This window comes from Xanthomonas cissicola (assembly GCF_008801575.1).
Classification (GTDB): Bacteria; Pseudomonadota; Gammaproteobacteria; order Xanthomonadales; family Xanthomonadaceae; genus Xanthomonas; species Xanthomonas cissicola.
In genome coordinates this window covers 1-21817 of sequence record NZ_VZPL01000072.1, presented here as the reverse complement: position 1 = coordinate 21817, position 21817 = coordinate 1, and the positions used below count along the sequence as shown (strand labels likewise).

Sequence of the window (21817 nt, the reverse complement as noted above, 5' to 3'; positions counted from 1 at the left end):
GCTGCGCTGGATCGCCTTTTTGCGTGCCTGGTTGCAGGTGGTGCGGGAGCGTTCCTCAACGTGCTCAAGCACTATGCGGCTCGCAAACATGGCAATGGAGGTTTGACAGGGGTTTTTCAGGGACGACTATTTAATAGCTGTTCGCGATCAACAACAGGACGCCAGTGCAAGAGAAATAATCGATCAGATTACTTCACGCTGTCGGGGTGAGGTTGATTATCGGCAGATGAGTATCCTTAGCCCACGAAGCGCCAACTTGGGTTTGATAAGACCCCTGGTCATTGGGGCGAGCATATCAAATGAGAATGTGACTTCAGGAACCATTGGCCTATTCGTCAAGCGTCCAAACAGCTCGAAGCGTTACCTGCTGTCCAACTCACACGTTTTAGTGGACGACAGATCTAGTTCTAGTCTTGTCATACAGCCTGGATCAAGTGAAAAAGTTCCTGGAAAAAACCGAGTTGCGACCCTTGCAGATTGGATTTCCGTTACCGTGGGCTCGGTTAACTATATTGACGCGGCGATTGCAGAGATTGATCCGTCGATCAAAGATAGCGGCAACATCCTAGCCTCGGGCCAGCCAATTCAAGGCTTGGCGGAAGTTCAAGGCCCTGGCATTCATGTATCAAAGAATGGCCGAACTACTGGCTTAACACACGGCTTAACCCGAGGATTCGGCCTGGGCAATATTTCAGTAGAGTGGGATAATGGCGTAGCAAGCTTTAGCGATGTTTTCGAATCTTATTCTGCTAATGGCAATTTCTCAGCAGGCGGGGATAGTGGCTCACTCATCTATGACAAGCAAAACAGAGGAGTAGGACTGTTATTTGCGGGCGGTGAAGAATTGAATACAGGGCTCGATATCACTTATGCGATCCCCTTGACAACCGTGCTCAAGGCACTAAACGTAGTGATTTAGGAAATCACCATGATTAGCAATATCCTTAACGACCAAATCAAGCGAGTTGAGCAGCTGAAAGATATCGCCCAATCAGAAATTTCCAGATTGGCGCGCATTAATGGCGTTGGAATAACCTGGCATAATGAGAAAAACTGCTATGCACTTCAAATCAATCTATTGGATAATATTGCTGCAGAGCTACCGAGAGAATTTAGAGGAGTTCCGATTATTTATCACATCATGGGTCCGATCACACTTCGTCGCAGTGAATAGCCGAACCACCCAATTACAAATCAAACAACGCAACGTCTAGGCGATGCTGCGGGCAACCAATTGGTCGTAGCCTAGCGATTTTCTAAGCCGATACATGAAATTATATAGAAGCAAGCAAGGAGTGCCCAAGTTTTCGGGCATCCCTTGCTCTGGCATTTGCAAAACTCAACCTGGGAAAGCCGGGAACTTCTCATCCGGATGCTTGGCTTTCCATTCCTTGTAAGACGCACTGCCCTGCCAAATGGTGAAGGCCTTAGGCGGGCGACCACGCCCTGACCATGTCTCTTGGTTGTGGGGCAGCCAATACTTGGGCACCACTTCTTTCCTTGTGGAAGCAGCTTTCTTCGGCTTATCTATCCCAAGGCCCAGCAGAGCCGCAATCTCGGACTTCTGCTTTGCACTGAGATGCTCGGCGTATTGGTCGAGAAGCTTGACGATCTCCGAATAGGCTTCGGATGATTGCTGCTGGCGTAGCTGAGCTTCCTGCTCTTCCAACTTCCGAATTTCTTCTGCCAATTTTTCCTTGGCAGCGGCAAGGGCACTCAAAGACGCGGTTGTCATTCAGGACTATTCCAATCGGTTGACGGTTGATTAGCAAATTATTCGGGAGAAATTTATCGCAGCAAAGCTGTGTCTGGTCAAGTCAGCAAGCTCAACCCTTTGGCTTTAGTAGCATGTTTTCGCAACATCCTAAGGAACTGGCCGAATACGCTTAAACGATACAGCTTTCATGCCCCCGTCTGCACCAAGGCATTTGCGAAGAAGCTCGAGGTTCAAGCCGTAGTGCAACGATTTCAAACCCGGAGAGTGCTTGCTCAAGCCGTTGAGCTTTTCTGCGACGGTGAAATCACGGCTATACGTCGCGTGGTGCTCGTTGTCCAATTCATGACCCACGATCTGCGCGCGCAACTCCGAAGGACACCCAGCTCCTTGCAATTCCTGGATCACCGACTTGCGAAGTGAATGGAAGCCGCGCTTGGCCTTCGGCCACTCTTTTCCGATCTGGGCGAGATGGCGACTGAACGCCTTGGTGATCCAATTGCCGGCTCCATTCTTGGCGTCCGCCCTCGCTTGGGGGAACAGTCGCTTGTGTCCAGCCGTCTTACAGGTATCGACCCACTCCATAAAACCTAGGGCCAAAAGATCCGGATGCAGCGGCACCGTGCGCAAACTCACTTCGGTCTTGACCTTCTGGTGCTCGCCTTCATCCGAAATCCGGATGCAAGGGATCTTGCCCTCTTTGAACACATCAGCCACCAACAGCTGCCCGACTTCTGATGCTCGCGCCCCCGTATAAAGACCAATCAAAGCTGCCCATCGGGCATTGGCCGAGAGTCGTTCGAAGTTGACCGGGGAGAAGATCGTTTTGATTTGCTCACGGTCATAGGCTTTGAACCCAAGCTTGCGCCTGGCACGCTTCTCTCGCACGGAGTAGCTCACATGCCCGGATGCGGGGTTGTCGTCTTTGGGGTAGTAGCCAGAGGCAATCGCCCAATCAAAGAAGCCGCCATTCCCGCCCACATAGCTTTGCTTGTTTGTGAGTGTTGGTGTCGAAGCACCCTTCTCCCGCATGTGCTGATACCAGCGAGCCAAATCAGGTCGCGTGATCGTATGGAGCTTGGTCTTTGCCCCCAAAAAAGCGACCAGCGAGTCAACAGCCGCCATCTTGATCGTGTAGGTCTTGGGGAGGGTGCGACTCTTGATGGTTGCCAACCAAGTCTCGCGCGCCTTCGACAAAACAATGACCTCGGCCACCTGCGGCAGAGAAGTTTTCGGTTGAACTGTAAGACCAGGGTCAAGAGCGCCGATGGCGGCGACTTCTGCCGCATTGGCCCAGGTCTGACTCTTGCGGAAGAGCCGAAGATCTTCGTCGTTGTCGATCTGCCAGCGCTCAATGATCGTGCCATCCGGCGCTTGCGTGCGATGCAAGGTGAGCTCACGAAGCGAAGCTCCATGGCCTAGACGCTCGACCAAGGCTTCCATGTCTTTCTTGCCCAGCTTATCCACACGTCGATCCCTCAACACGTCGAAGGCCTGAGCATAGCCTGCGGCAAGCAGCAATGCGCGCAGACGCGCACTGGCAAGCTCGCTGGTGTGGAGGGTTCGTTTGATGACCTTTCGGTCGAGCACACGCTGCAGATCGACAGGCACGCGCTGACGAAAAGCCCAGTGACCCGTTGGAGAGCGAGTGAGGTGATGAGGGATACGCATCGGGGGAGATGTGTCCCGATTTGTGTCCTGCCGTAGACCTTCATCAAGCTGGAAATAATTGTTAAAAATCAACAACTTAGATCCAACTTGGCGGAGAGAGTGGGATTCGAACCCACGGAAGGTTTGACCCTTCGCCGGTTTTCAAGACCGGTGCCTTAAACCGCTCGGCCATCTCTCCGATGCTGCTGCGCGTGACCGCCGAAGGCATCGGATGTCACGCGGGCGACCCGCCTCGCGCGGGTGGCCTGGCTGTGGCCGCACGAACATCCTGTGCGGCCCGCTCTCCCAGGATCGCTCCCGGGCGCGCATTCTCGCATGCCCGGGCGCGTTTTGCTCAGTGGCACCGCCGCCGCTGGCCGGCGCAGCGTGCTGCCCACGCATGCCGCTCGGCTGCTACACGGTGTGGTCGGCCGACGGCGTCTAAGCACGCAACCCGCCGGACATCTGAAGCGAACTGACTGCTGAACAGCAAGGGGACTGCCAGACAACATGCCGGCCAGCCTCGGCCGTCAACCTAGGCCTTGGCCAGCTTCGTCACGGACGCTTAGCCCGCTTCGGCCACCACCAGGCGCGGCGCCGTGCCGGCGGCACGCTTGAGCTTTTCCGCCAGTTCGGCGCAATTGCCGCCGCAATCCAGCCGCGAGCGTTCGATTTCCTGGGGCAGGTGTTCGGCCAGGAAGTCGATGAACACCCGCACCGCCGGCAGCAGGCCGCGACGCGAGGCGAACACGGCATGGCAGATGCCCTGCGGCAGCGACCAGTGCGGCAACACCACTTCCAGCTCGCCGCTCCGCACCGCTTCGGCGCATACGGTTTCCGGCAGCATGGTGATGCCGAAGCCGTCGCGCGCCATCGACTGCAGCAGCGGGAAGTCGAAGCCGGCCAGGCGTGGCTGAAGATCGACGCGGCGCATTTCGCCGTTCGGGCCGTGCAGCTCCCAGCGCTGATGCGCTTCGTCTTCGCTGGTGCTCATGGTGGTGTGGTTGGCCAGCTCGCTGGGGTCCTTGGGGCGCCCGGCGCGATCCAGATATTTGGGACTGGCAACCAGCAGTTCCTGCACCTGGCCGAAGCTGCGCATCACCAGGCTGCCGTCGTCGTCCAGGCGCGAGCGCACACGCAGCGCAATGTCGTAACCCTCGTTGATGACATCCACGCGGCGGTTGCTGATATTGAGCTGCAGCCGCACCTTGGGATACTTGGCTAGGAATTCCGGCAACAACTTGGGCAACTGGATCTGCGCAAGCGAAACAGGAACGCTCACACGCACAAGACCGCGCGGCTCGGCGCTGAGACGATCCACCACCTCGCGCGCGGCCTGGGCCTCGGCAAGCATGGTTTGCGCATGCCGGTGCACGCTGGTGCCGACGTCGGTCACCGCGAAACGACGCGTGGAGCGCTGCAACAAGCGCACGCCCAGGTCGGTCTCGAGCTGGCTGATGCGGCGGCTCAGGCGCGATTTGGGGATGCCCAGCGCACGCTCGGCAGCGGCAAAGCCGCCGTGATCCACCACCATCGCGAAGTAATACAGGTCATTCAGGTCGTGCATGGCGCATGTATCCATGGATAGAACGATAAGTGATATTTAATCACCTTTATTCCAATAGAGCAACGACCTAGGCTGCACACCTCCGCGGCGATGCCGCTTGCCACAGGTCACCTTCATGAAACTGCTGCACCTCGATTCCAGCGCGCTCGGCGCCAATTCCATCAGCCGCGAACTCAGCGCCGCCGTCGTGGAGCAGCAGCGCCGGCTCCATCCCGAGGTGCACGTGTCGTATCGCGACCTCGACCGCGACCCGATTCCGCATCTGACCGCGCAAACGCTGGCGCAGACCGATCCGGCAGAGGCCGCGGCCGCCGAAGCGTTGATGCAGCAGTTCCTGCAGGCCGATGTCATCGTGATTGGCGCACCGATGTACAACTTCGCCATCCCTTCCACGCTCAAGGCCTGGATCGATCGCATTGCAGTCGCCGGGCGCACCTTCCAGTACACCGCCAATGGTCCGGAAGGCCTGGCCGGCGGCAAGCGCGTCATCATTGCCAGCGCGCGTGGTGGCCTGTATGCCGATCCCACGAACGATTTTCAGGAGCCGTATCTGCGCCAGGTATTGGGCTTCCTGGGCATCGACGACATCAGCTTCGTGCGCGCAGAAGGCGTGGCGTATTCGCCGCAGCATCGCGCCGATGCGCTGGCCTCGGCGCTGGCCGGGCTGTCTGAAGAAGAGGCTGCTGTTGGCGCGTAAGCGTGCGGCGTGATGCGTCGACGCATCGAAAGATCGTCATGACGGCGACATGCCGTAAACGAAAAACGGGACCAGCGCTGGTCCCGTTTTTTTTCGTCAATCTCCACTAGCAAAGGAGCTCGCGCTCAAACGCCTCAAACGATGTGCGCCAGACACGCAGACTGCACTCCACACTCGCATTTGTCGGCTACCAAAGCGTCGCGAGCACGCGTTTGGTGGGCGCGGGTCTAGCCGGGCAACCGCAGTGCCCGAACGCGACATGCGCACCGAACACCGCCCGCGCCGCCTGGTGATGGGCGCCGCCCTCCTGTTAGCGGCGCTCAGCCGATCCGCTCGATCCCGCCCATGTACGGACGCAGCACCTGCGGTACATCGATCGAGCCATCGGCATTCTGGTAGTTCTCCATAACCGCGATCATCGCGCGACCCACGGCAGTGCCCGAGCCGTTGAGCGTGTGCAGCAACTCCGGCTTGCCGCTGACCGGGTTGCGCCAGCGCGCCTGCATGCGCCGCGCCTGGAAATCGCCGCAATTGGAGCAGGACGAAATTTCGCGATAGGTGTTCTGCGACGGCAACCACACCTCCAGATCGTAGGTCTTGATCGCGGAAAACCCCATGTCGCCGGTGCACAGCAGCACCTTGCGATACGGCAGACCGAGTTGTTCCAGCACCACTTCGGCGCAACGCGTCATGCGCTGATGCTCGGCATCGCTGTCTTCCGGCGCACAGGCGGTCACCAGCTCCACCTTTTCGAACTGGTGCTGGCGGATCATGCCGCGCGTATCGCGGCCACCACTGCCGGCTTCGGCGCGGAAACACATCGAATGCGCGGTCATGCGCAATGGCAGACGCTCGGCGTCGACGATCTCCTCGCGCACGATATTGGTCAGCGGCACTTCGGAGGTAGGGATCAGATAACGGCGCGACTCGCCTACTTCGGTCTGGAACAAATCGTCTTCGAATTTCGGCAGCTGACCGGTGCCGCGCATCGAATCGGCATTGACCAGCAGCGGCACGTTGGTTTCTTCGTAACCGTGTTCGCCCACATGCAGGTCCAGCATGAACTGCGCCAGCGCACGGTGCAGACGCGCGACCGGACCACGCAGCACGGTGAACCGCGCACCCGACAATTTGGCTGCCGTTTCGCCATCCAGCCAGCCGTGCGGCGCACCGAGTTCCACATGGTCCTTGACGGCGAAATTGAACTGACGCGGCGTACCCCAACGCGATTGCTCGAGGTTCTCGCTCTCGTCCTTGCCAAGCGGCACACCCTCGGCCGGCAGATTGGGCAGGCCAAGCGCGATGCCTTCGAGCTTGGCGCGAATCGCATCCAGCGCGTCTTCGGACGCCTTGAGCTCATCGCCGAACCCGGCCACTTCGGCCATCAGCGCGGCCACGTCTTCGCCCTTGGCCTTGGCCTGCCCGATCGCCTTGGATTTGGAATTGCGCTGGCTCTGCAGTTCCTGCGTGCGCACCTGGATACGCTTGCGCTCGCTCTCCAGCGACTCCAGTTCCGCAGTGTCCAGGGAGAAACCGCGCGTGCTGCGCAGGCGCTCGGCAAGGTCGGCGGGGTGTTGGCGAAGCAGGGCCGGATCTAGCATCGGAATATGTGCGTCAGTGGAATAGCGCGAGATTATCGCCTGTTCCGTCACCTGCTGCGATCGATTCACTACGGCTATGCCAGAATTGCGACGATTCTTCAGGTGAGTCCTATGCCCGCGCCCCGTCCCGCGTCCGATCGCCCTATCGTTCTGCGTCTGCCCCGCCACACGCTGAAAATCGCCGGCATCGCCTTCGCTGCCGGCCTGCTATTGTTCCTGCTGGTCTGGGCCACCGGCCGCAAGGACGACTTCTATAAGGCCTCGCCGGCGCAGCCGACCGCAGGCGCGCAGACCGACGACACCATTGCGCCGCTGCCGGCACCGTTGCCCGCCCAGGACGGTGCCAGCGACATGCCGCAGGCCAAGCCGCCAGCCGAAACCCCCACCCTGGTGGACACCGCACCACCGGCCCCACCCGCTCCGACGCCGCTGCCGGAAAATGCGGTGCCAGGTGCCGCTGGCAGCGCCGTGCCGGTCAACGCGTCGGTGGCTGGCGGAGATCGCCCGGTACCGATCCAGGGCCAGATGCCGCCGCCCCGCTACCCGCCCGCTGCGCTGCGTCGCGGCGATGCCGGCGATGTGGTGGTGCGGGTCGACGTGGATGCCGCCGGCAATCCCGGTGGCGTGACCCTGGTGCAGCGCAGCGGCTCGCGCGATCTGGACCGTGCGGCCATGGAAGCGGTGCGGCACTGGCGCTTCCACCCGGCGCAGCGCAATGGTCAGCCGGTCGCTGGCAGCATGGACATCCCATTCGAGTTCAAGCCGGCGCAGTAAGCGCAGCTAACCCTTCGCAGCTGATCCTTGTCACTGCGTTGCGCGTATCCAGGCCTGAGGTGGCAGGCTCTGTGAACGCCCCGCAGCCGGAAGCGCCATATTGTTTAACCGCGCCGCAATGTCAGCTTGACTAAGCTGAACATCCGGCAAGCTCTAGCGCTTCCTCTACCGGCTGCCTTAGCTCTCCCTCAGGTATCGCCAACCAGACTGGTCCCGTCATCCCCAGATGCGCAGGAGGCCGGCCATGTCCGTCACTTCGAATCCTTCATCCACTCATCCATCGTCGTTGCCGCGACACGGCCGGCGCCCCCAAGAGCGGCAACAGAACGTGGCGAGCGACGGCGCGTCCCCCTGGATGTGGGCAACGTTGGTGGCGCTGCTCGTCGTGGTGCCCAGCTGGTGGTGGGCACGCCACAGCGATGAGTCATTCGCTCCCGATACGCGGCCGCTGCCGGTGGAAAGTCGGCAGATCCTGCCAACGACCGATGGCCCGCGCGCGATGACGATGGTGGCGCACCAGCCTGCTCGCCCAGCGATCAGCAGCGTAGAAGCCAAGCCGCTCCCGGGCAACGCAATGCCGAGCTACCCCGCCGCCGTGGCGCGTGCCGGCATCCAGGGCAGCCGCACCGCACGTCTGCAACTGGATGTACAGGGCCGGGTGAGCGATGTGACCATCGTCGAGCGGAGCGGGAGTGACGACCCGCGGCTGGATGCAGCGGTGATGGAGAGCTTGCGTCGGTGGCGCTTCGAGCCCGCCACGCGCGACGGCCACGCAGTGGTGAGCAGCGTGCAGGTGCCGGTGGAATTCACCGCGCAGCGGTGAGGACTTGCTTAGCGCTGCGGCTTTTTGCCCTCAACGGTGGAGATGTCGCGGCCGTCGTTTGCCTCCTGACTCGCTGGCAGACCCTGCCAAGCCACTCGGCGGAGAATAGACGCGTTACCGATGCCCGGCAGTTTCCAGCCCGAATCCGACGTCCTGTGCCAGGGTGTCGAAGCCCGGGAACGAGGTCGCCACATTCGCCACGTCGGTCACCTGCACCTGACCCATGGATAGCTGGCCGGCAATGGCGAACGCCATGGCAATGCGATGGTCGCCATGACTTTCGATCACGCCGCTGCCGATGCTGCCGCCATGGATGGTCGCACCATCCGGCGTTTCGTCGACCTGTATGCCAAGCGTGCGCAGGCCGGCGGCCATCGCCGCCAAGCGATCGGACTCCTTGACGCGCAATTCGGCGGCGCCGGTCACCACGGTCTGCCCGCTCGCTGCAGCGGCAGCCACGAACAAGGCCGGGAATTCGTCGATCATGTCCGGCACCAGCGCCTCGGGAATCTGCGCACCGCGCAATGGCGCGTAACGCACGTGCAGATCGGCGACCGGCTCACCGCCGTGTTCGGCATGGTTTTCTTCGCCAATATCTGCGCCCATCAGGCGCAACGCGGCCAGCAGCCCGGTGCGGCGCGGATTCAATCCGACCGCGCGCAGCACCACTTCCGAGCCGGGAACGACGCTGGCCGCGACGATGAAGAACGCAGCCGACGAAAAATCCGCAGGTACCGCGATATCGGTCGCGCGCAGACGCTGTCCACCGCGCAGACGGGCCTTGCCAGGCGAAAAATCGATCTCCACGCCGAACGCCGACAGCATGCGCTCGGTGTAGTCGCGGGTGGGATGCGGCTCGGTCACCGAAGTCTCGCCCTGCGCATAGAGACCGGCCAGCAGCACCGCAGACTTGACCTGCGCGCTGGCAACCGGCGAGACGAAATCGATGCCGTGCAGCGCCTGCCCACCGCGTACGTGCAGTGGCGGCGTGCCGTCGTCCTGCGTCTCGATCCGCGCGCCCATCTGCGCCAGCGGGCCGGTCACGCGCCGCATCGGCCGCTTGGATAACGACGCATCGCCCACCAATACGCTGTCGAAGCGCTGCGCAGCCAACAGGCCGGCCAGCAGACGCATTCCGGTGCCGGCATTGCCGCAATCCAGCACCTCGGTCGGCGGCTGCAGACCATCTACACCCACACCGTGCACGATGCGCTGCGACGCCGACGGCGTTTCGATGCGCACGCCCAGCTTGGCGAAAATGGCGGCGGTAGAGCGCGTGTCCTCGCCTTCAAGAAACCCATCGATCTGCGAAACGCCGTCGGCGAGCGCGGCGAACATGACCGCGCGGTGCGAAACCGACTTGTCGCCAGGAATGGCCAGGCTGCCCTGCAGTGCGGTGCCGCGTCGGGCAATCCAGTGGTGCGTACTGCTGCTCATGCATGTGATCCGATGGCTGCGGCATCGCCAACGCCGACGATGCGCTTGAAGAAGGGTGCGGCGTCGCCGTCAATACAAGGCCGCGGCGCGTCGGCATGGATTGTCGTACCGAACCTCGATGCTCAGGGAATGGCCACCGGATACGAACCCAGCACCTTGATCTGTGCCGAGTGCGCTTTCAGTTCGGCCAGCGCCTGCTTCATCGCATCGTCTTCGACATGGCCGATCAGATCGATGAAGAAGCCGTATTCCCACTTGGCCTGATGCGAGGGCCGCGATTCGATGCGGTTCATGCTGATGCCGTGGCGTGCGAATGGGCTGAGCACGTCGAACAACGCACCCGGCTTGTCGTGGATGAACACCAGCACCGACGTGCGGTCGTGCCCGGACGAAGGAAAGATCTGCCGCCCGATCACCAAGAAGCGCGTGGTGTTGTCGTCGTCGTCCTCGATCGACTTCATGATGACTTTCTTCAAGCCATACACATGCGCTGCGCTTTCGCCGCCGATGGCCGCGGCATCTTCAGCATTGCGTGCGCGGCGTGCGCCTTCGGCGTTGCTGGACACTGCGATCTTTTCCACCTTGGGCAAATGCGAGCGCAACCAACCCGCGGTCTGCGCGAACGACTGCGAATGCGCGTAGATGCGTTCGATATCTTCCAGCCGGCCGTTGCGCGAAAGCAGGTACTGATGCACCCGCAGCTCGACTTCGCCGCAGATTTTCAGGTTGGAGGTCAGGAACATGTCCAGGGTGACCTGGATGGTGCCCTGCCCCGAATTTTCCACCGGCACCACGCCGAAGTCGGCATTGCCGGCTTCCACTTCCTGGAACACTTCTTCGATGGTCGCCATCGGCAAGCCCACCGCCGAGCGGCCGAAATGCTTGAGCACCGCCTGCTGGCTGAAGGTACCTTCCGGGCCGAGATAACCGATCTTCAGCGGCTCCTGCTGAGCCAGGCACGCCGACATGATTTCGCGGTAGACGTGCACCAGCACTTCGTCGCTGAGCGGGCCTTCGTTGCGGTCTACCACCATGCGCAGCACCTGCGCCTCGCGCTCGGGGCGGTAGTAATCCACCGCCGCCGCAAGCTTGCCCTTGGCCTTGCCGACCTGATGCGCGAAGTTGGCGCGCTCGGCAATCAGCGCCTGGATATTGCGGTCGATCTCGTCGATCTTGGCACGCACATCGGCCAGCACCGGCGCGGCGGTCTTGATCGCGGCCTTTTCAGCCGGCGTGTTTGCAGGCTTGCCGGCTGAAGCACTCGTCGCTGTCTTGGTCGGCTTTTTGTTGCCGCCTGTGGCGGCCGTGGGCTTGTTGGACTTGGGGGCCATTGCTGGGCATTCCTAAAATGGCGGCGCATGTGCGCTGGCAGCGCATGCGCCTGCGCGGCAGACGCCGCAGGTAGATGAAGACTCAGCCGTGACGCTGCTGGAAGTCGTGCATGAACGCGGCCAGCGCTTGCGCGCCCGCCACCGGCATCGCGTTGTACAGCGACGCCCGAATGCCACCGACTGCCTTGTGACCCTTCAACGCGAGCAGCCCGGCTGCCTTGGATTCGCTGCCGAACAGCGCATCCAGCCGCTCGTCCGGCAGAAAGAACGGGATGTTCATGCGCGAACGCACTGCCGGTTTGATCAGGTTGCGATAGAAGCCGCCGGAACCATCGATGGCGCCGTACACCAGCGCGGCCTTCTCTGCATTGCGGCGCGCAAACTCCTGCACTCCGCCCTGCTCCAGCATCCACTTCACGGTCAGCCCGAGCAGATACCAGTTCCAGGTCGGCGGGGTGTTGAGCATCGAATCGCGCGCGACATGCGAGGCGTAATTGAAGATGTCCGCACGCGGTTGCCCGGCACGTTCCAGCAGATCGCGCCGCACGATCACCACCGAAATGCCGACCGGACCAAGATTCTTCTGTGCGCCGGCGTAGATCAGGCCGTAGCGCGAAATATCCAGCGGCTCGGAGGCGATCGACGAACTGAAGTCGGCAAACAACGGCAGCGTGCCCACGTCCGGCGTGTCGCGAAATTCGACGCCATGGATGGTTTCGTTGGCGGTGATGTGCACGTAGGCCGAATGCGGCGACAAGGTCCAGCTGGCCGCAGCGGGAATGTCGACGAAGCCATCGGCCTGCGCGTCGGCGGCGATGCGCGCATCCACATATGTGGCCGCCTGCTTGATCGCGGTCTTGCCCCAATGCCCGGTGATCACGTAGTCGGCCGCCTGGCCGGGCGCGGCGAAATTCAGCGGCAGCAGCGCCTGGATGGTGGTGGCGCCACCGGCGGTGAACAGCACCGCATAGTCGTCGGGAATCGACAACAAACTGCGCAGATCGGCTTCGGCGGCAGCGGCCACCGCCATGAAATCGGCGCTGCGGTGGCTGATTTCCACGATCGAGGCGCCAACGCCGTTCCACTCGACCATCTCTGCCTGCGCCTGGCGCAGGACCGATTCCGGCAATGTCGCAGGGCCGGCACTGAAATTGAACGCGCGTGTCATGGCATACCTTGTCGAGCTAGCCTTCTAGTATGCCGCAGCGCATCGGGCTTGGCAGCGGACAAAAAAGTTGCAGCTGCATCCTTTTGACTGAGCCTGACGTAACGTAGCGATGCGCCAAGGCGAACTTGTGTCCTGGTTCGTTACTCTTACCGCTGCAGCCACTGCCGGAGCCTGCCATGTCGTTTCGCGATGCTTTGAACTTGCCGTCCAGCGAGATCACCGATGAGTCCGTTTACCGCGACCGTCGCCGGCTGCTGCAGTTGTTTGCCTTGACCCCCGCGCTGGGCGTGGCCGGGTGCGCCGAGGCCGACCCGCCGCCGCCCAAGACCGTGGTGACGCCGGCGCAGGCGCGCAGCGGGTTTCGCACAGCCGAGGAACTGACCCGGCTGGAAGACGTCACCAGCTACAACAACTTCTACGAGTTCGGTACCGACAAAACCGATCCGTCCAAGGCGGCCAAGACCTTGAAGCTGTCGCCTTGGACGGTGAAGGTGGGCGGCGAATGCGAGAAGCCCGGCAGCCTGTCGCTGGACGAACTGCTCAAGGGCATCGCGTCGGAAGAACGCATCTACCGGCTGCGGTGCGTGGAAGGCTGGTCGATGGTGATCCCGTGGACGGGCGTGCCGCTGGGCGAGGTACTCAAGCGCTTCGCGCCGACCTCCAAGGCGAAGTACGTGGCATTCACCACCCTGGCCGACCCGCAACAGATGCCGGGCGTGCACTACCGTTCGATCAACTGGCCATATCGCGAAGGCTTGCGCATCGACGAGGCGATGCATCCGCTGACCCTGCTGGCCACCGGCCTGTACGGCAAGCCGCTGCCGCAGCAGAACGGCGCGCCGCTGCGGCTGGTGGTGCCGTGGAAGTACGGCTTCAAGAGCATCAAATCGATCGTGGAAATCCGTTTCGTCGAAAAAATGCCCGAGACCGCCTGGCACGATCTGCAACCTTCCGAATACGGCTTCTTTTCCAACGTCAATCCAGCGGTGGACCACCCGCGCTGGAGCCAGAAGACCGAACGCCGCATCGCCGGCACCGCCAGCAAGCTGTTTGCCGAACGCATCGCGACAAAGCCCTTCAACGGGTATGCCGATCAGGTCGCTTCGTTGTATGCGGGCATGGATCTGAAGAAGTGGTTCTAGGCAACACACACTCTGACATCGACCCGGCGTAGGAGCGCACCCGGGCGCGACTGGCTTTATCGGTCATGCCAGTCGCGCCCGGGTGCGCTCCTACGCTTCAGCATCGTTTCCTTCTTCGAGTTCGCATGGCCAAGACATCCACGTCCGTGATCGCTGCCAAGACGCTGGTGCATGCCGCGGCGCTGGCGCCGATCGCCCTGCTCGGCTGGCAATTCTGGCAGGTGTGGCAAAGCGGCAGCGATGCGCTGGGCGCCGACCCGGTGGCCGAGATCGAACACCGCACCGGGCTGTGGGCGCTGCGTCTGTTGCTGATCACGCTGGCGATCACGCCGTTGCGCCAACTCACCGGGCAGGCAGTGGTGATCCGCTTCCGCCGCATGCTGGGCCTGTACGCGTTCTTCTACGCCACCGTGCACCTGGCGGCTTACCTCACGCTGGACCTGCGCGGCTTCTGGACGCAGATTTTCGAGGAGATCCTCAAACGCCCCTACATCACGGTGGGGTTTGCGGCGTGGTTGTTGCTGATGCCGCTGGCGATCACCTCTACCCAGGGGTGGATGCGTCGGCTCAAGCGCAACTGGGGCCGCCTGCACATGCTGATCTACCCGATCGGCCTGCTGGCAGTGCTGCATTTCTGGTGGCTGGTGAAATCCGATATCCGCGAGCCGGCCTTGTACGCCGGCATTCTTGCGGTGTTGCTGGGCTGGCGCGTCTGGAAAAAACTCAGCGCGCGCCGAACCACAGCAAGGCGCTCAACGCCGCCGCCAGCAACACCGCACTGAGCAGCAACCAGGGCCAGCGTGCCACCTTCACCGGTGCGCGCGTCGGCTCTGCAACGGCGCGCGGCGGCGGCAGGGGTTCGGTATCGGGCAGATCCCAGGTGGTGCTGTGGTGCGTCCGCGGCACTTCCACCACGAAGCGGTGGCGCGCATCGAAGACGACCTGATCGCCCGCCTGCAGCCAGCCGTCGCGCACCTGGACGCCATTGATCCAGCTCCCCTCTTCCGAACCCAGATCACGGATCAGCACACGGTCGCCGTGCCGTTCCAGGCGCGCATGCTGCGCCGCGAATGCCGGGTCGTCGATGACGATATCGGCGGCGGCATCGCTGCCGACCAGACGCGCGCGATCCAGGGTGAAACTGCGACCGTGATGACGCCCGCCGATGCCGCGCAACAGCAGGCAGACCTCGCCGAGGCTGGCCGTGTCGTCTTGGGTATCGTTGGCCGGCGCACTGGACGGGGCACTGCGCAACAGCATTTCCACGCCATCGGCATAAATCGCATCGCCCGCACGCAGCAGCGCCATGCGGCGCACCGGGCGCCCATTGACGTGGATACCGCGGATTCCGTTGGCGACCTGCAGCCACAGGCCGCGTTGGTCCAGGCAGAACTGCGCCAACAGCAATGCGCCCTGCGCATCGCCGACCACCCGCACGCTGCCGGAGGCATGACGGACGATCCGGTGGACGCCGGGCTTGAGGGAATGATCCGGCTGCTGCCGGTGGGTGAAGTGAACTTGCAGGTCGCGCACCCGCCGCAGCCTAGCAGGTTTGCCCCCATGCGCGGCCATCCAGGAGTGATCGGAGCGTGCTGGCGCGCTGCCGTCGGCTGAGCAGGCGCCGCGGCGGCAGCTCGCAGACCCGCATGTCTGACATCGACAGCGACGCCACGCGTGGCCGCACTTGGAGCCTGGCCCGCGCATGCGCACAATGCGCCCTCACTTTTCGCCTGACCCATCGCACCCATGTCCAACATCGATATCCGCCACGACCATTCCTTGACGCCGGCCCAGGCCCGCGCGGCCATCGACGAGGCGGCGCGCAAGCTGACCGATCGCTACGGCGTCGCCTCGCATTGGGAAGGCGACACCTTGCGTATCGCACGTGCCGGCGTGGACGGGGCGATCGCGCTGCTGCCGCAGCAAGTGCACGTCACCGCCGAGCTCGGCTTTTTGCTATCGGCCGTCCAGCCGATGGTGGAATCGGAAATCCGGCGCCTGCTGGCCGAAAAACTCGCCTGATCGTGCCGTTGGCGCTGCGTTCCTTCAGCCTCAAGTCACCTGCTCGGGCGCGTGCGCGTAGATGCTTCCAGTCCGCCTGATCGGGCACTGCTTCACCTGCCCGATGCAGGGTCGGCACTAGGGTGAACGCAATGTCACGTTGGCAACCTACAGGAGCATCGCATGACGACCGGATACGATCACGACGGTAACCGCGGCAACGCGGCCCAGGGCTTCCAGGCGCAGGCGGAACAGATCTCGCGCCGGCTTGGCGAATCGGCTCAGACCGTGTGGCTTGCTGGCCTGGGCGCGCTCGGGCGCGTGCAGAACGAAGGCAGCAAGCTGTTCGACTCGCTGGTACGCGAAGGCGCCGCCTATGAACGCACCGGTCAGCGCAGGGCGGCCGAGAGCGTAGATGAGTTGCGCGAAGAGGTGGAAACCCAGTTCGAGCAGGCCCGCGATACTGCGGTACGCGGCTGGGACAAACTGGGCAAGGCCTTCGACGAACGCGTGAAGGGTGTCCTGCGCACGCTCAACATTCCCGAGCAGGAAGAATTGGACAACCTGCGGCGCGAGGTCGAGTCGCTGAAGGCCCAGGTCCGCGCAAACACGGCGGCCACCAAGCGCGCCAACCGCACCGCCACCCAGGCGGCGCAGGCTGCCAGCGAGACGACGACCGGTGCTGGCGGCGCGGGCGCCGGGGCGGCATCGTCGTCCAGCAACCCCGGTGCGTTCGACCCGGAATAAGAGCAACGGTGAACGCAACCGCGCTGTCATGGGACGGCGCGGTTGTCGCCCAGGACGGTGGGAAAATCATCGCCGGCGCAGGTCCGCAGACTACGCTTCGACAGGCGTGCCGGCGTGGTCGCCCCCAGGCACCTCAAGCAGTGTCACCGGCTGCGCACCTGACCTGGTGCGGGCAATTGCCCTGCGTGGTGCGCTTGTTGAAGCGGCAGCCCGGCATTGGCGATGGTTCGACGTGAAGCCAGGAGGCGAGTCAGATCCGCATAGCCTTTGGAATCAGGACCTTAGCGCTTTGACACAGCCCTACCTCCCGATGTTGCAAAGCAACATGATTTTTCAGACAATCGGGAACGACCCGCCAGTCCTGCGTTACGAAGTCCGTTTGCTCCCCTCCCCTCACGGCTTCGGACTGGCGGGTCTTTCGCTATCTGGATCACGGCTCGCGATATCGCCGCGCACGATCCATTGACGAATCTTTCGCGAAGGATTCTTCTACACGCACGATTCGTTATACGCGCCATTGCCTGATGCTCATGCCTTCCTGGATTCTGGCGCCCTTGGCTGCACTGCTGCTCTGGCTGGCCGTGTCTGCCTATCTTTGGCTGGTGCGACGACGCGCCAATGAAGTGCATGAAGGCGTACGTGCGCTAGCCATCATGCACTGGCGCGATTTTTCCGCCGTGGTGCTGCGCGTTCTGCAGGATCAACGCGGATGGCAGCCCACGCAGTTGCCGCAGGACGGCCTGCCCACTGCCGATTTCATGATGCAGACCGAGCATGGCACCCGGCTGGTGGCCTGCAAGCACGGGCGCGGTTATCGCATCGGCGTGGCGGCAGTGAACGAGCTCGGCGCGATGGCGCGGCTGGCTGGCGCCAACGGCGGCGTGATGGTGACCGAAGGCCGCATGGAGCGCGAAGGTATCGCCGCCGCGGAGAAACAATCGATCGAAGTCCTGGACGGTGTGCGTCTGTGGCCGCTGCTCAAACCTTATCTGCCTGGCGACGTGGAAGCCGGCGTGGTCGGTGCGGCGCGCCGCCGCGCGATCCGCCACAGCATCATCGCCGGTGCCGCGCTGGCGACGCTGGCAGTCATGGCGGTGCTGACGCTGCGCCCGCCGGCTGCACCGCGCACTGCGGTGTCTTCGCCTGTTCCCGCGCCGGCTCGCGTGATTGCTGCGGCTAGGCCTTCCGCCAGTCCCGCCCAGCCGGGGCCGTCACCCACTGCGGCGCCCGCGGCAGTGCCGGCACCAGGCGCAGAACCGGATGCGGCCACCATCCAGGGCTATCAGCGCGAGGTCTCCAAGGCGCTGGCGCAGACACCGGGGCTGGTGCGCGGCATCTGGCTGACCCAGGCGACCCTGGTCGTGGACCGGACGGTGGAAGACAGCGCGGCATGGCCGCTGATTTGCCGCGAGCTGGAACGCTATCCCTACCTGCGCACGGTGCGCGTGCAGCTCAACCCGCGCCCGGGCACCGCCGAGCCGGTGCGCTGGCGTCAGTGCAGCACGATCTGATCCTGGGGCGTTGGCGGCTGTCATCGTGCCGTGCGGCTTGGCCTGCTCAGCTGGGCACCTGATCGTGAAGCGCAGTCGCCGCCATCTTGGCGTGCGACTTCAACACGGCCGATCACCGTGCAGCCAACAATCCCCGGCGACTTGAGCGCTGCGGTAGCGCATCCGTCGCTTGCCGACATCACCTCAACGCAGCCCCGGCGCGAACCGCGCCACCAGATCGTACGACCCGCCTAGAAACATCTGGCGCACGTAGGTGACCGGCAGGTCGCCGCGCCAGGTGTGGCGGTCGATCACCAGGCAGGCCGCGCCATCGTCCGCCTGGAGCTGCTCGGCCTGCGCGGCATCGGCACTGGCAGCGCTGATGCGGTGCTCGGCGCGCGTCCATGGCACGTTGCGCAATAACCAGCTGCCCGGCGCCACCTCCGTGAACGGCTGGTCCAATGCGTCGGGCACGGTGGCGATATCGATCACGCGGTGCTCCAGCGCAAACGGGCGGCCGTCGGCCAGGTGCACGCTCTGCAATTCCAGCACCTTGCCGGTGCTGCCCAGCGCACGTTCCTGCGGCACGCGCTGCCGCACGTTGCGCAGCTGCCGCGACAACAAAGAGAACCGGTACGCATGGCCGCGCGTGGTCATTTCCACTTCGATGTCCGGGATCGAAAGCGCCACCTGTTCCAGATGCGGGTGCTGCCGTGCCACGAATGAACCGGTACGGCGGCGGCGTTCGATCATGCCGGCATCGGCCAGCAAGCCGAGCACCTTGTTCACGGTCATGCGCGAGCAGCCGTACTGCGCCATCAACTCATGCTCGGGCGGCACGCGGTGCCCGGGCGGCCAGTCGCCGCTATGGATGCGTTGTTCCAGATCCTGGCGGATGCGCTGATGCAAGGTGCCAGGCACGATGGTGGTGATGGCGTTCAACGCGCGGGTCTCCGGAAAGAGCGGCTATTCAATCGGCATGCCACATGGTCGGCAGCGTGCGCCAGCAGCACGTTGCGGCATGCACCATGCACGCTGCATGGACGAGGGCACTGGTGCACCTGCACCGCCGACGCTGCTGCCTCTGCAGCGGCTCCTGGAGCAGCACTGCGCGCGCATCCGTTTGAAGCGGCTCAGGCGCAGCCACTGGCGGTTGCGGCCGGGGCCCGTCATCGGCAGGTGTAAAGCGTACACCACGACTTCTGCGCGCCGTTGGGCATCCACCTGGCCACTCTTTCATCGTGCGATGGCCAATGTCACTGGCCCAGCAGGCTGCGCAACACCGCGGCAAACCGTATGGCGATACGGGCGCGGTCGACATGCTGCCCGTTGCGCACCACCCAGCGCCCGCCGCGCCAGACGTTGCGCACCGCGGTGCCACGCGCGGCAAACAGCCAGCTGTCCAGCAAGGCGTCGTCGCTGCGCGCCAGCAGGGCCGGATGCGCCGCGTCCAGTTCGATCAGATCGGCCGCTGCGCCGGCACGGATGCCGGTCTGCGCGAGGCCCAGCGCCTGCGCAGCACCCATGCCAGCCTGATCGTAGAGCCAGCGCCCGCTCGAGACAGGCCCCTGCGCCAGGACATTGCGCGCCTGCAGCGTCAGGCGCTGGCCGTACTCGAGCAGGCGCAGTTCTTCGGCCGCATCGATCAGCACATTCGAATCCGAACCCACTCCAAAACGCCCGCCCGCAGCAGCAAAGGCCTGCATCGGGAACATGCCATCGCCCAGGTTCGCCTCGGTGATCGGGCACAGCCCGACCACCGCGCCGCTGGTGACAATCGCCTGCAGTTCGCGTGCATCCACATGCGTGGCGTGCACCAGGCACCAGCGCGCATCCACCGGCGCGTTGGCCAGCAGCCACTGCACCGGGCGCTGCTTGGACCAGGCCAGGCAGGCGTCCACTTCACGCTGTTGCTCGGCGATATGCAGATGAATGGGGCCATCGGTAAGCGGCACCAGCGCTGCCAGTTGCTGCGGAGTGACCGCGCGCAGGCTGTGCGGCGCCAGCCCGAGCACTGCGTTCGGCAGCGCTTTCAGGCTGTGTCTGCAGTCGTCCAGCAAGCGCGCGAAGCCGTCGATGTCGTGGATCAGACGGCGTTGCGCCGGGCTGGGGGCAGCACCACCGAAATCCGAGTGCGCATAGAACACCGGCAACAAGCTGAGCCCGATACCGGTGTTGGCGGCAGCGGCGGCAATGCGCTCGGACATTTCGCCGGCCTGCGCATACCGCGCACCGCTCGCCGCGTGGTGCAGGTAATGGAATTCGCCGACCCGGGTGAAGCCGCTTTCGAGCATTTCCACATAGGCCTGCTCGGCGATCGCCTGCAGGCTGTCCGGGTCGAGCCGGTCGACGAAGCGGTACATCAGCTCGCGCCAGCTCCAGAAGCTGTCGCCGCTGCGCCCACTCACTTCGGTCAACCCCGCCATGCCGCGCTGAAAGGCATGGCTATGCAGGTTGCCCAGGCCTGGCAGCAATACCTCGCAACGCGTGTCGGTGGGGGCAGCAGGCGCATCGACCTGCACCGCGCCGATACGGCCCTGCGCTAGTGCGATCCGCACGCCGCTCGCCCAGCCGTCGGGCAACAATGCCCGGGCGGCCCAGAACACCTGCATCTGTTGGTCTGCCAATGGACACCCTCGATCGCCGAATCTATTGTATATACATACCAGACACCACGAGCCTGCGCCATGCATTGCGACGTTCTGTGGCACAACGCGCAACTGATGACCCTGGATGCGGCCGCTGGCGGCCTGGGCATCGTGGACGATGGCATCGTCGCCTGCCGGCACGGCCATATCGTCTACGCCGGCGCGGCCGCACAGGCGCCCGCACTGCAGCCCGACACTGCGCACGACTGCCAGCGTCGCTGGATCAGCCCCGGCCTGATCGATTGCCACACGCACCTGGTGTACGCCGGCAATCGGGCCAACGAGTTCGAGCAACGCCTGCGCGGCGCCAGCTATGCCGACATCGCCGCAGCCGGCGGCGGCATCGTGGCCACGGTGCGCGCCACCCGCGCCGCCGACGATGCGGCATTGCTGGCCGCCAGCCTGCCGCGCCTGGATGCGATGCTGGCCGAAGGTGTGACCACGCTGGAAATCAAGTCCGGCTACGGGCTCGCGCTGGACGATGAAATCAAGCAGCTGCGCGTGGCGCGCCAGCTCGGCGCGCAGCGCAAGGTGGAAGTGGTGCCGACCTTCTTGGGCGCGCATGCCGTGCCGCCTGGCGAGCAGGCGCAGCCCTACATCGACCAGGTCTGCACGCAGATGATTCCGGCGATCGCCGCGCAAGGGCTTGCCGAGGCGGTGGACGTGTTCTGCGAGCATCTGGCGTTCTCGCAGGCGCAGGCCGAACAGGTCTTCATCGCGGCGCAAGCGCATGGTTTGCGCATCAAGATCCACGCCGAACAATTGAGCAACCAGCACGGCGCCGAACTGGCCGCACGCTACGGCGCGTTGTCGGCCGATCACATCGAGTACCTGGACCAGCACGGCGTTGCGGCGATGGCCGCTGCCGGCACGGTGGCAGTGCTGTTGCCAGGCGCGTTCTAGGGCCTGTTAACACATCCGAAGCCCATCAACGACTAGGACGAAGCTGAGGAATCCAAGGAACATGACATCCAGCTTCTCGAAGCGCGAGAAAATCCGGCGGTAGCCTTTCAAGCGACGGAACAGT

Annotated in this window: 20 protein-coding genes, 1 tRNA gene and 4 pseudogenes; 12 read left to right on the top strand and 13 right to left on the bottom strand. The window is 63.5% G+C overall.

Annotated features, from left to right (window positions below; genetic code table 11):
- From F7R02_RS26695 to F7R02_RS20840, 3 genes and pseudogenes are all read left to right on the top strand, one after another.
- Positions 1-210, top strand: a pseudogene (locus F7R02_RS26695) (hypothetical protein); the annotation flags it as partial.
- A 16-nt stretch (positions 211-226) separates the two neighbouring features.
- On the top strand, positions 227-919 hold the full coding sequence (locus tag F7R02_RS20845) for a chymotrypsin family serine protease (RefSeq protein ID WP_139370952.1): 693 nt from the start codon (positions 227-229) through the stop codon (positions 917-919).
- A gap of 9 nt (positions 920-928) precedes the next feature.
- Positions 929-1174, top strand: coding sequence for a hypothetical protein (locus tag F7R02_RS20840; RefSeq protein WP_139370951.1), 246 nt, complete (start codon positions 929-931; stop codon positions 1172-1174).
- 165 nt (positions 1175-1339) lie between these two features.
- On the opposite strand, the gene F7R02_RS20835 is transcribed toward F7R02_RS20840, so the two are convergent.
- From F7R02_RS20835 to F7R02_RS20820, 4 genes are all read right to left on the bottom strand, one after another.
- Positions 1340-1735 carry an H-NS histone family protein gene (locus F7R02_RS20835; RefSeq protein ID WP_078589931.1) on the bottom strand — a complete coding sequence of 132 codons (396 nt, stop codon included), beginning with the start codon at positions 1733-1735 and terminating at the stop codon, positions 1340-1342.
- 129 nt (positions 1736-1864) lie between these two features.
- Positions 1865-3385 (bottom strand): site-specific integrase, encoded by a 1521-nt coding sequence (locus F7R02_RS20830; protein WP_078589930.1) that lies wholly within the window; start codon positions 3383-3385, stop codon positions 1865-1867.
- 88 nt (positions 3386-3473) lie between these two features.
- A tRNA-Ser gene (locus F7R02_RS20825) sits at positions 3474-3563 on the bottom strand.
- Positions 3564-3929: 366 nt separating this feature from the next.
- A complete protein-coding gene (locus tag F7R02_RS20820) occupies positions 3930-4946 on the bottom strand; it encodes a LysR family transcriptional regulator (protein WP_003485786.1) in 1017 nt (338 codons plus the stop codon).
- Between the two features lie 100 nt (positions 4947-5046).
- Between F7R02_RS20820 and F7R02_RS20815 the strand changes: the two genes are divergently transcribed.
- Entirely contained in the window at positions 5047-5628 is a 582-nt protein-coding gene (locus F7R02_RS20815; protein WP_078589929.1) for an FMN-dependent NADH-azoreductase, read from the top strand.
- 320 nt (positions 5629-5948) lie between these two features.
- Here F7R02_RS20815 and serS read toward each other — a convergent pair whose 3' ends face one another.
- On the bottom strand, positions 5949-7229 hold the full coding sequence (gene serS, locus F7R02_RS20810) for a serine--tRNA ligase (protein WP_078566828.1): 1281 nt from the start codon (positions 7227-7229) through the stop codon (positions 5949-5951).
- A 111-nt stretch (positions 7230-7340) separates the two neighbouring features.
- Here serS and F7R02_RS20805 point away from each other — a divergent pair, with 111 nt between their 5' ends.
- On the top strand, positions 7341-8003 hold the full coding sequence (locus F7R02_RS20805; protein ID WP_167521079.1) for an energy transducer TonB: 663 nt from the start codon (positions 7341-7343) through the stop codon (positions 8001-8003).
- Between the two features lie 355 nt (positions 8004-8358).
- Positions 8359-8826: an energy transducer TonB gene (locus F7R02_RS20800; RefSeq protein ID WP_016850382.1), complete on the top strand. Its 468-nt coding sequence runs from the start codon at positions 8359-8361 to the stop codon at positions 8824-8826.
- Between the two features lie 114 nt (positions 8827-8940).
- Here F7R02_RS20800 and aroA read toward each other — a convergent pair whose 3' ends face one another.
- The 3 genes from aroA to serC all read right to left on the bottom strand — a co-directional run bounded on the left by aroA (position 8941) and on the right by serC (position 12762).
- On the bottom strand, positions 8941-10263 hold the full coding sequence (aroA, locus tag F7R02_RS20795; RefSeq protein WP_078589981.1) for a 3-phosphoshikimate 1-carboxyvinyltransferase: 1323 nt from the start codon (positions 10261-10263) through the stop codon (positions 8941-8943).
- 122 nt (positions 10264-10385) lie between these two features.
- Positions 10386-11594 carry a prephenate dehydratase gene (gene pheA / locus F7R02_RS20790; protein WP_003485797.1) on the bottom strand — a complete coding sequence of 403 codons (1209 nt, stop codon included), beginning with the start codon at positions 11592-11594 and terminating at the stop codon, positions 10386-10388.
- Positions 11595-11676: 82 nt separating this feature from the next.
- A complete protein-coding gene (serC, locus tag F7R02_RS20785) occupies positions 11677-12762 on the bottom strand; it encodes a 3-phosphoserine/phosphohydroxythreonine transaminase (protein ID WP_078589982.1) in 1086 nt (361 codons plus the stop codon).
- 176 nt (positions 12763-12938) lie between these two features.
- On the opposite strand from serC, the gene msrP reads away from it, so the two are divergent.
- Positions 12939-13904, top strand: coding sequence for a protein-methionine-sulfoxide reductase catalytic subunit MsrP (gene msrP, locus F7R02_RS20780; RefSeq protein WP_078589983.1), 966 nt, complete (start codon positions 12939-12941; stop codon positions 13902-13904).
- A 125-nt stretch (positions 13905-14029) separates the two neighbouring features.
- A complete protein-coding gene (msrQ, locus tag F7R02_RS20775) occupies positions 14030-14686 on the top strand; it encodes a protein-methionine-sulfoxide reductase heme-binding subunit MsrQ (protein ID WP_078590064.1) in 657 nt (218 codons plus the stop codon).
- On the opposite strand, the gene F7R02_RS20770 is transcribed toward msrQ, so the two are convergent.
- The gene (locus tag F7R02_RS20770) at positions 14628-15437 is read right to left on the bottom strand and encodes an FHA domain-containing protein (RefSeq protein WP_059028906.1); all 810 of its coding nucleotides are present in this window, start codon (positions 15435-15437) and stop codon (positions 14628-14630) included. The genes msrQ and F7R02_RS20770 overlap by 59 nt on opposite strands.
- Before the next feature lie 213 nt (positions 15438-15650).
- On the opposite strand from F7R02_RS20770, the gene F7R02_RS20765 reads away from it, so the two are divergent.
- From F7R02_RS20765 to F7R02_RS20755, 3 genes are all read left to right on the top strand, one after another.
- Entirely contained in the window at positions 15651-15926 is a 276-nt protein-coding gene (locus F7R02_RS20765; protein WP_003485815.1) for a polyhydroxyalkanoic acid system family protein, read from the top strand.
- A 162-nt stretch (positions 15927-16088) separates the two neighbouring features.
- Positions 16089-16652 carry a phasin family protein gene (locus tag F7R02_RS20760; protein WP_078590065.1) on the top strand — a complete coding sequence of 188 codons (564 nt, stop codon included), beginning with the start codon at positions 16089-16091 and terminating at the stop codon, positions 16650-16652.
- Between the two features lie 524 nt (positions 16653-17176).
- Positions 17177-18163 (top strand): restriction endonuclease, encoded by a 987-nt coding sequence (locus F7R02_RS20755; protein ID WP_033482520.1) that lies wholly within the window; start codon positions 17177-17179, stop codon positions 18161-18163.
- 183 nt (positions 18164-18346) lie between these two features.
- Here F7R02_RS20755 and hutC read toward each other — a convergent pair whose 3' ends face one another.
- The 3 genes and pseudogenes from hutC to F7R02_RS20740 form a co-directional block, all read right to left on the bottom strand.
- Positions 18347-19084 (bottom strand): histidine utilization transcriptional repressor HutC, encoded by a 738-nt coding sequence (gene hutC / locus F7R02_RS20750; protein WP_015472283.1) that lies wholly within the window; start codon positions 19082-19084, stop codon positions 18347-18349.
- A 28-nt stretch (positions 19085-19112) separates the two neighbouring features.
- Positions 19113-19339: pseudogene (locus F7R02_RS27010) on the bottom strand (hypothetical protein).
- Positions 19340-19398: 59 nt separating this feature from the next.
- Positions 19399-20769 (bottom strand): formimidoylglutamate deiminase, encoded by a 1371-nt coding sequence (locus tag F7R02_RS20740; protein ID WP_139370979.1) that lies wholly within the window; start codon positions 20767-20769, stop codon positions 19399-19401.
- Between the two features lie 60 nt (positions 20770-20829).
- On the opposite strand from F7R02_RS20740, the pseudogene hutI reads away from it, so the two are divergent.
- Positions 20830-21690, top strand: a pseudogene (gene hutI / locus F7R02_RS20735) (imidazolonepropionase); the annotation flags it as partial.
- A 9-nt stretch (positions 21691-21699) separates the two neighbouring features.
- Here the strand turns inward: hutI and F7R02_RS20730 are convergent.
- Positions 21700-21817 (bottom strand): annotated as a pseudogene (locus F7R02_RS20730) (IS5-like element ISCARN85 family transposase); the annotation flags it as partial.